Origin of the sequence: Exiguobacterium sp. CH10 (assembly GCF_018617635.1) — a bacterium.
GTDB lineage: Bacteria > Bacillota > Bacilli > Exiguobacteriales > Exiguobacteriaceae > Exiguobacterium > Exiguobacterium aestuarii_A.
Window position 1 is genome coordinate 655,241 of sequence record NZ_JACSKO010000002.1, and the last position, 12,045, is coordinate 667,285.

Genomic DNA, 12,045 nt, shown 5'->3' on the forward strand with positions numbered 1-12,045 from the left:
GGATACATTGTTTGTGGGAAACTGTGTAAAGTAAGAGTCATCACAAAGGAGGCAAACACATGAAAAAAGTTGTATCTACATCATTAATCGCTGGTGTCCTACTCGTACCACAATTGGTCGGGGCGGCAGAATTGAAGTCAGGCACGTTGACGAAACCATCTGAAAGTGCTCCGACGACAATTGTCAAAGAGTTCGTGAAAGCAAAAGGTGAATTCAAAACGATCGAGTCGAAATCAGACAAACTTGGTAAAGTCGTCAAGTTACAGCAGACGGTAGACGGTGTCCCGGTATTCGGTGGTGTCGTTGTCGGTGTCGTTGATGAAGACGGACAATTGAAAACAGTCGTAGATGATGCAAAATCAGTAAAGAATCTACATAAGTCAATCAAATTGAGCGAGAAGAAAGCCATTGCAAGCTACAAAACGCTTGTCGGACATAAAGGTGCTTACGAACTCGAACCTGAAGCTGAATTAATCGTCTATCCAAATGGAGACAAGTCGGTCTACGCGTATCAAGTGACTGGAACGATTTTAGATGCTGAAGAGCCATCACGTTGGACGTACTTCATTGATGCTGGTACAGGAGAAGTTCTTAACAAATTCGATCAGTTGGCACACGCAAAACCGACGAACGGTGTGACGGGAACTACATATACAGGAACAGGGATTGATGTTCTTGGATATAGCCAGACGTTCAAGACAACGAAGAGTGGTTCATACTACTACTTACAAGATTCGACACGTGGAAAAGGGATCTATACGTACGATGCAGCAAACCGTACACGCCTTCCGGGTTCACTTTGGGCTGATGTCGATAACGTCTTGAACACGACATACGATCGTGCAGCAGTTTCGGCACACGTTAATGCAACGAAAACGTATGACTTCTATAAGAACACGTATGGACGTAACAGCTATGATAATGCTGGTGCTGCCCTCAACTCGACGGTTCACTATAGCCGTAGCTATAACAACGCGTTCTGGGATGGAAGCAAGATGGTATACGGTGATGGAGATGGTCAGACATTCACATACCTCTCTGGGGCACTTGATGTTGTTGCGCACGAATTGACGCACGCAGTCACGGAATACACAGCAGGATTGATCTATCAGAACGAGTCTGGGGCGATCAACGAAGCGGTATCGGATATCTTAGGTACAGTGGCCGAGTACAGTGTCGGAACAAACTTCGACTGGTTGGTAGGGGAAGACATCTACACACCTGGAGTTGCGGGTGATGGTCTTCGTTCGATGTCTAACCCGGCTGCCTATGGCGACCCGGACCACTACTCAAAACGTTACACAGGTACGCAAGATAACGGGGGTGTTCACATCAACTCTGGTATCGTCAACAAAGCGGCATACCTCTTAGGTAACGGCGGATCGCACTACGGTGTATCTGTCCAAGGAGTCGGTGTTATGGAGATGGGTGATATCTACTACCGTGCGCTCAATGTTTACTTGACGCCAACATCTAACTTCTCTAGCCTTCGTCAAGCTGTCGTTCAATCGGCGAAAGATCTTTACGGTGCGACTAGCCCACAAGCAGTATCGGCTGCGAAATCGTTTGACGCTGTCGGAATCTACTAAGAGTCTAATCAAGAAATCCCTTCCGAAATATTTCGGAAGGGATTTTTTGTGTCGATATGGGGTAAATCAGATTGGAGTGATGACTGAAAAGGAGAAATAACATGAATCTAAAAGAATATATGGCTACACCGAACAAGCAAATTCAGTTGAGTGATTTCTCTACCCATGTGAAAGATAAACCTGATGATTCGACTTTGACGGATGAACTGATTCCGGACAGTGTAGAACGGTTGAAAGACACGAAGAAGAATTGGGAGTTCTCGTTCAGCGATGTGGAAGAACGACAATATTGGGATGATTATCAAAAAATCTTTGAAGAGATGATCACACACACATCAACTGACGTTTCACCGTGGTATATTTTGCCGGCAGACGACGAGTGGTACAGTCGTTATATCATTTCATCCGTCATGATTGATGTCCTCGACCAAATCGACCCACAATATCCAACGTTTTCGGATGAAGAGCAAGAACGCATCGATGAGGCGATTCAAACACTTGAAAATGAATAACGGATGACGTTCTCGTGAACAATTAAAAATCCCCTTGCACTGAAAGCGAATTCAAGCTAAAGTGATACAGTAGAATAGAGGTCAGACATCTGTACAAAGGGGTAATGAGTGTGGGTAACGTAAGTTTATTATTTGGTGGCGTCGCGCTATTTTTAAATAGTCTTGTCCTTCTCGGGAAGGTCGATATGAAGAGTGCTGGTGTATTCAGTTTGTTCACCGGAATCCTGCAAACGTTTATCGCAACATGGTTACTGATTGGGGCAAGTCCTGAAGAGCAGTTCGGCCTCGCGAGCATTTACTTGTTCGCGTTCACATATTTATATGTCGGTGTGACGTTCATTTTGAATCTAGACGGACGTGGCGTCGGCTGGTTCTCGTTATTCGTCTCGATCGCAGCCGCTTTTTATGGGGTGATGGCGATTGCTGTAGCCGATCCGATGGGTGCGTTGACATGGTTCTTTTGGTCACTATTATGGGGACTCTTCTTTTTGGGTATGGGTCTTGGCAGACCGAATGAGGCCATCACAGCGCGTGTCGCTCTCGTATTATCATGGTTGACGCTGATTGTCCCGGCGATGGTTGGGATGGCCGGACTCATGAACGGATTGTATGACATGATTTGGTGGGCAGCGAGCGGGACAGCGATTCTGTACTTTATCGTCTCCGTCAAACGAACGAAACAGGCCGTAGAAGTAGCTTGAATATATAGAAACACATATGAGGTCATCTGGTGAAGTATTATCGCATCGGATGACTTTTTTGTATAACATGAAATGGTTTGGTATATACTACATTCAACAGAAAACGTTGTGTAGAAAGGGGACCGTGGATTGATTGCCTTAGAAGCATTGAAAAGTCGACTTGCAGACAATCAATTGAAAGTACAAAGAGAAGAAGGGGATGTGGACACGTTACGATTTTCCTTCAATCAGCCTGCAACAGAACTTGAAATCAAACGATTGCCAAAAAGAACACCCGAAGCCATGATTCACTTTTTGAACATGCATAACGGCGCACAGCTATTCGTCCATCCGACATACGGTGGAGGGATTCAACTCTTTAGTGTGGAAGAAATCAACGAGTATCGGGAAGTATGGGAATGTCCTGAGCAGTTTATCCCCGTCGGCGCTGGTATGGATGGAGAATGGATTGTTTGTGAGGTCGTCAACGAACATGAGAACTACATTTGGGTCGGAGAATTTTTGACTTATCAAGATGACATTGAAAAACTTCCAATGGATTATACACGTTGGTTCGACTATTTGATTGTCGCGCAAGGTGCCCACTTTTGGGATTGGTTCAGAAGATAAGGTTAAATTAGTAGGTTGCTTATTTATCTTAGTTAGCACACTCTTCACGAGTGTGCTTTTTTCTCATCTATTTTGTGTCTGAAATGTGAAAAGTGGGAATGAGGAAGCTAAAGGAGGCGAAAGCAGATGAGTGATGGACTCGTGTTATTACTCGGATTACTTTTATGTGGTTGGATGCTGTTTGCCGTCGTATTTGATGATAGAATAAAAAGAAGAATTTGATGGCCCGTCTCATGAAGAGACGGGTTTTTAATTGAGGAGTGAGAAGTATGAAAAAAACACCTGTCGTCGTCATCGTCGGACCAACTGCTGTTGGAAAAACAAAGACGGGTATTGAACTCGCGAAAGCGTTCGACGGCGAGATTGTCTCAGGTGACTCGGTTCAAGTATACCGGGGCATGGACATCGGTTCGGCAAAAGTAACGAAAGAAGAAGCCGAAGGAATCCCGCATCATTTGATTGATATTTGCGACCCGGATGATGCAATGAGTGTCGCAGCTTTTCAACAGTTGGCTCGTGCGGCCATTGATGATATTTATGCCCGTGGCAAACTACCGATTATTGTCGGAGGAACAGGTTTATACATTCGTTCGATTTTATATGACTATGAATTTGTGGAGCGACCTGTGGACGAGGCGTTGCGGGCTGACCTCGAACGGTTGGCAGAAGTTGAAGGACGTGAGGCGTTACATCAAAGGTTAGTTCAACTTGATCCGGAACGTGCGTCTACGATTCACCCGAATAACGTCCGTCGCGTCGTGCGAGCACTCGAAGTAGCGATGCAAGGTGATACGCAGACGACAGATAGCGCGCCGTCTGAACATTATGATTACCGATTATTCGTCCTCCATGCTGACCGGGAACTTCTATATGACCGAATCAATCAACGGGTCGATGCGATGATGGAAGCTGGACTTGTTGAGGAAGTAGAGAGCTTGATGGCGAAAGGATATCGAGATACTCAGGCGATGCGAGCCATCGGGTATAAGGAAATCATTCCGTATGTTGAGGGAAAAATTTCGAAAGACCGTGCGACAGACTTGTTGAAACAACATACGAGACAGTTCGCAAAGCGTCAATTGACGTGGTTCCGTCATCAATTTGATGGAATTTGGGTGGATATGGGGCGAAAATCATTTGAACTATCATATAAAAATATTTATGATGATGTAGAGGGGTTTTTTCGAAAATTCCGATTATTTTAAAGAGATAAAGACTAGGGGGAATCCAGCATGAAAGCGAGCTACAACATCCAAGACCATTTTTTGAATCAACTCCGAAAAGAAATGGTGCCAACGACCGTCTTTTTAGTGAGCGGGTTTCAAATTCGAGGTGTCATCAAATCATTTGATAACTTTACTGTCATCGTCGAATCAGAAGGTCGTCAACAGTTAATCTACAAGCATGCGATCTCAACATTCTCACCTGCACGTAACGTCACGTTATACGAGCCAGATGCAGTCGAAGTAACAGAAGGATAAGCATAAGAAAAGGAGCGGCCCGGGGACCGCTCCTTTTCTTATGCTGTTTTTGACGTACCGGGCTGTTTGATTGCCTCTAGGACGCGCTGGACGGCGCAGCCACCGAGGAGCGAATCCATTTGGCCACAAATTTGTGTCGGCGTCGAACGGTGTAACAATGTATATGTTCGTTTCCATGCGCGTTCTGCCGATTGGATCCGGACTAGAAGGTCGGCATGGCTCAGTTCTTTCAATTTATCAATGTTAAGACGGTTCGTCCGTGTGAAAGCAGATAGGATGACCGCTTTCGCGAGTGGTGTTTGAAGTGGGTAACCAGATAGCTCGAGAGCGGCCATGGCGCCTTTCATCTCGTGTTCGACGATTTTGTCGAGTGATTCATCTTTAGTATATGGATTACCAGAAAGGTGAGTGAGTGACTGTTCTAAATCCTTCATCTCTACCGGACAACTCGATGCTTGTAGAATATGTTCAATGGATTGTTGCTCTTGTGCATAACGTGTCGCTTCCCCCGAGGCGATAAAACGCTCATACGTATCGATTAATGAAATCATTATCGTTTCCCCCTTTGTAGAACTATCTTTATCGTACCAATAATCGTAAGCGCTTTCAATATAATGAATGTGAAATCATGACCCTACTAGAAAGTATGTTCGCCTAATGTGTAGAAACACGATACAATGTCAGAAGATGCGAGGAGGGAATGTTCATGAATTATTATCAACAGATTGATTCGGTCACAGGTTTATCGATGAACCGTGAAAGATTTCAGATACCACATATTGAAAAAACGAAAGAGCGGTTAGATCAGTTGCCAGACGGGGCTCCTGTTCAGACGAAAGCGCTCGTTAGTACGGTCGAAGTGAGAGAAGGGAAAAGCGGGGCGAAATGGCTACAGTTAAGTGTCACGACGGCGAGCGGGATGATGCGTGCGAAGCATTGGCTACGTGGAAATGAGAGTGAACTACTTCCAATCTATGAATCGGGTGTCATCGAATTGTCCGGGAAAATCGATGTCTATCCGAAACCGGACGGTGCTAAGTCGATTACAATCGATCGTGTCCAACCGATTTCAAAAGATGAGGCGATTTCTTTACTCCCAGGGTTACCGGGTGATGAGACGATGGAACAGTTTGCAGATGAGTTGTTCAGTTTAATCGATACGTTATCACCGACCTATCAACAGATTGCCTACGGACTCCTCGATTTCGTCTGGGATGACTTTGTACTTTCGCCTGCAGCTCTTTATCACCATCACAATTACGCAGGAGGATTGCTGAAGCATACCGCCTGCATGTTGCGTCTCGGATACCGGATTCAGGAGCAGGACGACTATTTGGCAATGGTGTTTCGTGTGATCAAAGAAGCCGAGCAGTTGCATAAAGTCGACCTTTGGAATACGATGAACGGTGTTAAAATCGAACAAGCCTATAAAGGTACGTTCGAATCATTATATGCGGCATGTGAAGCGATGGCAGAGCGGAAGGAACCACTCAATTGGGATGAGCTTGCGCTAGGAATCCTCTTCCATGACATCGGAAAAATATATGAATACAGTCACCTGTTATCGAGCCCGAACCGTTTTGAAAAACTGTCGCCTGTCGAAGGAACGAGTGAGACGACAGGGATCTCCATCAATCCGCTAGGAATGTTGATCGGGCATATGCCGTATGGTGGACTTCTATTCGAAGAAACGCTGCGTCGTGCAGACGTCCGTCTGCCGATTGATGTCCATCACCGTATTTGGCATATGATCTTATCGCATCATGGGAAACGTGAGTGGGGTTCGAGTGTATTACCGATGACGACAGAAGCGTGGATGCTTCACTTGATTGATTTATTAGACGCACGCTATGAGAAATGGGCTCGTGCGCACGAAGATTTGTAAGAAAAGGGTGGTACTATGATTCCCGTTCAGTTAGTGACCGGATTTTTAGGAGCAGGTAAGACGACGTATATGAATCGTCTACTCGCTGCGACAGATGAGAAGATTTGTTTGATTGTCAACGAACTAGGAGCGGTCAATATTGATGAACAGTTGATTGTAAAGATGGACCAGGAGCAAATTGAGCTCTCGAACGGATGTATTTGTTGTTCGATTCAAAATGACTTGAGTAAGACGTTTTATCAACTCGTGGCGAAGAAAGAGACGTTTGACCGAATCATCATCGAGACGACTGGTGTTGCAGACCCTGCCCCAATCATCCAGACGATTTATTACGACGAGTACTTACGTCAACATTTTAAAATGAACGCCATCTTGACTGTCGTGGATGCCAGTCAAATGGATCGCGACTTATTCAAAGAAGGCATTCATCAAATCGCGTATGCGGACATGATCTTATTAAACAAGACAGATTTAGTCTCGAGCGAGGAATTGAAACATGCCCGAGCACGTATCAATCAAATCAATCCGACCGTTCGTGTAGTGGAAACGGTCCAGACGGAAGGGGCATTTGACCTTCTTGAAAACACGTTCCAACTGTCGCGAGTCGATGAAGAACAATTGAGTCGTCTTACAGAAGCGACCGAATCTGTCTCTTCGCTTCGGGCCGTCACGTTGAATGCAGATCGTCCGCTCTCTCGTGAACGCGTGACGCGATATGTTCGTGAGGTACTGATGCATTATGAGGATTCAATCTATCGGATGAAGGCAATCGTTCGTCTAAAGGATGAGAATCGAAAATTCATCATTCAAGCAACGAATCAACTCATGGGCGCGACATTTGCGAATGAGGTACATGAAGGAAACCGTTCGGTATTCGTCTGGATTGGAAAAGAACTAGATGCCGATGCATTGGCACGAGGATTAAAAGCATGTGAGGTGGAGCAGGATGAAACTCATTCTCGTTGATGGATTTAACTTATTATCACGTTATTATTTTGCAACGGAGCGTAGAAGAGCACTCGACCCGGATGTGACGGTGAAAGGGTTGCTTCGAAAAGTCGATGCCTGGACGACGGACTTTTCACATATTGCTTTCTTTTGGGACGGGACGAGAGAAACAACGCATCGTTATGCCCTTTATCCTGAATATAAAGCGACGCGTAATGGTTTGCCAGAACCGCTTTTCGAAGACTATGTCAAATTGAGAGCGGCTTTGGACGAGCGAGGGATTTTACAGTCAGAATTGACCGGCTATGAGGCGGATGACTTGATGGGAGCTGTGGCGACAGCGTTCCCGGGAGAATCATATCTTTATTCCTCTGATCGTGATTTACTACAATTACTGTCACCAAACGTGTTTCAAATCATGCCGAAAAAAGGTGAAGAACAACTTGTCAATGAGAGTTCGTTTGAAGCGATGTATGGGGTGAAACCATATCAGTTTGTCGACGTGAAAGCATTACAAGGTGATTCTTCGGATAATATCCCTGGCGTTCGTGGCATCGGGCCAAAAACGGCAACCATCTTGATTCAACATTACGATACGGTCGAAACGCTCTACACGAACGTTCGAAATGCAACGCTCGAGGCACCGCATCAGAAGTTTGCAAAAAAATTAGACGGGCATGAAGAGATTGCGCTCTTATCTAAACGTCTGTCACAAATTGATATCCATGCGCCGATTAATACGGACTGGGAGGCGTATCGATTTGGTTCACATTTATTTTGACGCAGCAACAAATCAGACAACCGAAGAGAACGGGCTTGGTGTCTGGATTAAGTCATCAGACGGTACGGTCTCGACGTTCAAGCGTCAAATGCAAGGTTTGTCCAGTGTCCATGCAGAATTAGCGGCTTGTGCCTATGCACTTGAAATGGCGCATACGATGCAAGGAGAGACGTCATTCATGCTCTACTCCGATGCGGAAGTGATTGTTCGTGCGTTGGAGCAACGGTTCATGAAAGATTCCTCGGCCAAACCCCTCTTTCTCAAAGCGTTGATTGCGTACGATGATTTACCGAACGTCTTTATCAAATGGATTCCTCGTGCAGAAAATCGTGCAGATGTCATTGCACGTGAAGCATTAAACGGAACGAAGTAAGCGACTAAGATCATTCTTGGTCGCTTTTTGGATTGAGTCGTTTCTTTTTAGATGGTTTTTCGCTAAAATGAAAGCGTAGTCAACTATAGAGGGGGAATTTAGCATGAAGGATTATCGAATCGAACGGGACACGATGGGGGAAATCAAAGTCCCGGCTGATGCAAAATGGGGAGCACAAACGCAACGTAGTCTTGAGAACTTTAAAATCGGTGCAGAAAAGATGCCGCTTGAGATTATACGTGCCTTCGCAATCTTAAAAAAAGGGGCGGCTCTCGCCAACGCTGAACTTGGAGTACTGGAAGAAGAGAAAGCTGAAATCATTGCGGAAGTAGCCGATGAGATTTTAGAAGGAAAGTACGACGCTGAATTTCCACTCGTCGTCTGGCAAACGGGATCGGGTACCCAATCAAACATGAACGTCAACGAAGTAATCGCGAACATTGCGAATATCAAATTGCATGCGCGTGAGCAATCGATTTGGATTCATCCGAATGATGATGTCAACAAATCGCAGAGCTCGAATGACACGTATCCGACAGCGATGCACATTGCGGCCATCCTTTCCGTGCAAGATGACGTCTTGCCGGCAATCGATGCCCTTCACCAAACTCTTTCGCAAAAAGCGGAAGCGTATATGGATATCGTCAAAATCGGACGCACACATCTTCAAGATGCGACACCGGTCACGCTCGGTCAGGAAATTAGCGGCTGGGTGCGGATGCTCGAACTCTCAAAACAAATGATTGAACGGACGATTGAACCATTGACAGAGCTTGCTCTCGGTGGAACAGCTGTCGGTACTGGAATCAACGCTCATCCCGAATTTGGGGAAGTCGTGGCGAAAAAGATTTCTGAAGAGACAGGAAAACCGTTTGTCACGGCCGTAAACAAATTCCACGCACTTACAAGTCACGATCAACTCGTCTTTACACATGGTGCTTTAAAAGCGTTAGCGATGGATGCAATGAAGATTGCGAACGACGTGCGTTGGTTGGCATCGGGCCCACGTGCGGGGATCGGCGAAATTACGATTCCTGAGAATGAGCCAGGAAGTTCAATCATGCCAGGGAAAGTCAACCCGACACAAAGTGAGGCACTCACGATGGTTGCCGCTCAAGTTCTTGGTAACGACGCGACGATTGGTTTCGGGGCGAGCCAAGGGAACTTTGAACTGAACGTCTTCAAACCGGTCATCATGTATAACTTCTTACAGACTTGTCGTCTCTTGACGGACAGCCTACATTCATTCAACGATCATTGTGCGGTCGGGATTGAGCCGAATCATGAAGTGATTTCTCGTAACGTGGAACAGTCGCTCATGCTCGTCACAGCACTCAACCCACATATCGGATATGAAAATGCTGCGAAAATCGCAAAACTGGCACATAAAAACGGTACTTCTTTAAAAGAGGCGGCATTGGAAACGGGACTATTGACAGAAGAGCAATTTGATCAATGGATTCGTCCTGAAGAGATGACATCACCAAACCTAAAAGTGAAAAAATAACATGAAGCGGTCGCAAGACCGCTTTTTCTATGTCTATTTTAGGACGTAAGCACTAGGGATATGTAAAACAATAGAAAATAAATAAGGAAATAGTTGTATTTTATCTGTAGAAGTCGCATAATCGATACATAAGAGAATTCGGGGAGTACGAACATAGGGGGGACGAAGATGGAGCAAGGTCAACTCACTGAGCGTATACATATGATTTTAAAAAAGATATCAGAGTCTAGACAAATTCCAAAATCCGATATCGAGTTTCTACTTGATTGGGTGAAGAAGGAAGTTAGACAGCGACGCTTTATGCATCTGTTAGAAATATTTAGTCGTGTTGAGTCTGAGGCGAAGGAGTTGCCTAGCGTCCTTACCCAAGCAGAGGCAATGACCTTGATCTCACCGGTGAAACGATACATCCATACCGTTCTGGGAATCGAACAAGAAGATGAGGACCTCGTTTTGATTCTTTCTGCAAGTTTTTCGACATTTAGTCGGTATAAATCGCGTGTTGAGAAGCTTGGAGCACGTCCTGTATTCTTGCAAACACTTGAAGAAGCGGTCGAGTATGACTATGAGGACGTCCCAAAAGCAATCATCATGGACGTTGAACTATGGCCACAGTTTAAAGAACGTGACATCCAATCGTTTGTGAGCAAGATGAGAAAACTTTACGTCCCGCTCATCGTCATCGGAACGAATGAGCATTATCGTCTCGCTGCCTATTCCTACGGATTCGATGATTATTGGGAATCATGGGTACCGATGGAGGAGCGGTTAGTCCGTCTTGGTCTACATATTGAAAAGTCTCGTTTAGTTTCAAAGGCCTTACTTGTCGATGAGCTGACGGGTGCATTCAACAGAAAATATTTAAAAGCGACGTTTTCTCGCTTCATCTCAAGGTTAGAGCGCTCAGGTGAGAGCTTTGCTGTTGCCCTACTTGATATCGATCATTTTAAACAATTGAACGACACGTTCGGTCACTCTTATGGGGATGACGTTCTTCATCGGGTCTCGGAAGAAATCCGACACGCGATTCGATCGAGTGATGAACTCATCCGTTATGGAGGAGAAGAGTTTTTAATTCTCTTGAACGTATCTGACCGAGCGATTGTCGAATCGGTGTTAGAGCGCGTCCGTACCCGGATTGAAGAGATGGAATTCCCGTACGAGCATCACGTGACCGTATCAATCGGATATACCCGTGTCTGCCAGACAGGATATACGCTTGGGGAATGGTGTGCATACGCAGATGAGGCGCTTTATAAGGCAAAACGTGATGGTCGAAATCGGGTTGTCCGATACACGTCGGCGGTTCGTGAGGAAAAGCGGATTGCTTACGTGACGATGTCCGAGAACACGTACACTTCGCTTGCAAACCGCTTGCCAAAAGAGCATCGTCGCTATGAGGTCGTGTATCGTCCATACGAAGCATATTCTTGTAACGATAACATCGAAATGTTCGTCTTAGACGATACCCGAGTCCATGAAGCGAGAGGGACACTCTCTGCCGTGAAAGAACAGCGTGGTAAATATAGTCACATCCTCGCGGTTTCGAAGCGTACAGCCTCCGAACTAGAAGCGATTTATGACGACTACGCTGATGATAATCAAGATGAAGTCATCACGAAAAAAATTGAACAGTGGTTAGAAAAACTACCTGACTAA

The 12,045-nt window shown here is 45.5% G+C and carries 13 protein-coding genes and 1 pseudogene; 13 read left to right on the top strand and 1 reads right to left on the bottom strand.

Annotated features, from left to right (window positions below):
* Positions 1-59 precede the first annotated feature (59 nt).
* The 6 genes from KNP04_RS10170 (at position 60) to hfq (ending at position 4,892) form a co-directional block, all read left to right on the top strand.
* Positions 60-1,589: a M4 family metallopeptidase gene (locus KNP04_RS10170; RefSeq protein WP_214875705.1), complete on the top strand. Its 1,530-nt coding sequence runs from the start codon at positions 60-62 to the stop codon at positions 1,587-1,589.
* Positions 1,590-1,690: 101 nt separating this feature from the next.
* The gene (locus KNP04_RS10175) at positions 1,691-2,101 is read left to right on the top strand and encodes a polyphosphate kinase 2 family protein (protein ID WP_251129899.1); all 411 of its coding nucleotides are present in this window, start codon (positions 1,691-1,693) and stop codon (positions 2,099-2,101) included.
* Between the two features lie 104 nt (positions 2,102-2,205).
* Positions 2,206-2,802 carry an AmiS/UreI family transporter gene (locus tag KNP04_RS10180; protein ID WP_251129900.1) on the top strand — a complete coding sequence of 199 codons (597 nt, stop codon included), beginning with the start codon at positions 2,206-2,208 and terminating at the stop codon, positions 2,800-2,802.
* A gap of 129 nt (positions 2,803-2,931) precedes the next feature.
* Entirely contained in the window at positions 2,932-3,411 is a 480-nt protein-coding gene (locus KNP04_RS10185) for an SMI1/KNR4 family protein (protein WP_214875708.1), read from the top strand.
* 269 nt (positions 3,412-3,680) lie between these two features.
* Complete coding sequence (miaA, locus tag KNP04_RS10190) at positions 3,681-4,616, top strand: tRNA (adenosine(37)-N6)-dimethylallyltransferase MiaA (RefSeq protein WP_214875710.1); 936 nt, start codon at positions 3,681-3,683, stop codon at positions 4,614-4,616.
* 27 nt (positions 4,617-4,643) lie between these two features.
* Positions 4,644-4,892 carry an RNA chaperone Hfq gene (gene hfq, locus KNP04_RS10195; protein ID WP_012726185.1) on the top strand — a complete coding sequence of 83 codons (249 nt, stop codon included), beginning with the start codon at positions 4,644-4,646 and terminating at the stop codon, positions 4,890-4,892.
* A 38-nt stretch (positions 4,893-4,930) separates the two neighbouring features.
* Here hfq and KNP04_RS10200 read toward each other — a convergent pair whose 3' ends face one another.
* Positions 4,931-5,443, bottom strand: coding sequence for a hypothetical protein (locus KNP04_RS10200; protein ID WP_214745247.1), 513 nt, complete (start codon positions 5,441-5,443; stop codon positions 4,931-4,933).
* Positions 5,444-5,598: 155 nt separating this feature from the next.
* On the opposite strand from KNP04_RS10200, the gene KNP04_RS10205 reads away from it, so the two are divergent.
* From KNP04_RS10205 to KNP04_RS10230, 7 genes and pseudogenes are all read left to right on the top strand, one after another.
* On the top strand, positions 5,599-6,777 hold the full coding sequence (locus KNP04_RS10205) for an HD domain-containing protein (protein WP_214875713.1): 1,179 nt from the start codon (positions 5,599-5,601) through the stop codon (positions 6,775-6,777).
* Positions 6,778-6,846: 69 nt separating this feature from the next.
* Positions 6,847-7,260, top strand: a pseudogene (locus tag KNP04_RS15530) (CobW family GTP-binding protein); the annotation flags it as partial.
* A 189-nt stretch (positions 7,261-7,449) separates the two neighbouring features.
* Complete coding sequence (locus tag KNP04_RS15535; protein WP_483297971.1) at positions 7,450-7,743, top strand: CobW C-terminal domain-containing protein; 294 nt, start codon at positions 7,450-7,452, stop codon at positions 7,741-7,743.
* The gene (locus KNP04_RS10215) at positions 7,724-8,506 is read left to right on the top strand and encodes a 5'-3' exonuclease (protein WP_214875717.1); all 783 of its coding nucleotides are present in this window, start codon (positions 7,724-7,726) and stop codon (positions 8,504-8,506) included. Before KNP04_RS15535 ends, KNP04_RS10215 begins: the two co-directional genes overlap by 20 nt.
* Positions 8,487-8,879: a reverse transcriptase-like protein gene (locus tag KNP04_RS10220; RefSeq protein ID WP_214875719.1), complete on the top strand. Its 393-nt coding sequence runs from the start codon at positions 8,487-8,489 to the stop codon at positions 8,877-8,879. Before KNP04_RS10215 ends, KNP04_RS10220 begins: the two co-directional genes overlap by 20 nt.
* 103 nt (positions 8,880-8,982) lie before the next feature.
* Positions 8,983-10,386: a class II fumarate hydratase gene (gene fumC, locus KNP04_RS10225; protein WP_214875721.1), complete on the top strand. Its 1,404-nt coding sequence runs from the start codon at positions 8,983-8,985 to the stop codon at positions 10,384-10,386.
* A 168-nt stretch (positions 10,387-10,554) separates the two neighbouring features.
* Positions 10,555-12,045 carry a GGDEF domain-containing protein gene (locus tag KNP04_RS10230; RefSeq protein ID WP_214875723.1) on the top strand — a complete coding sequence of 497 codons (1,491 nt, stop codon included), beginning with the start codon at positions 10,555-10,557 and terminating at the stop codon, positions 12,043-12,045.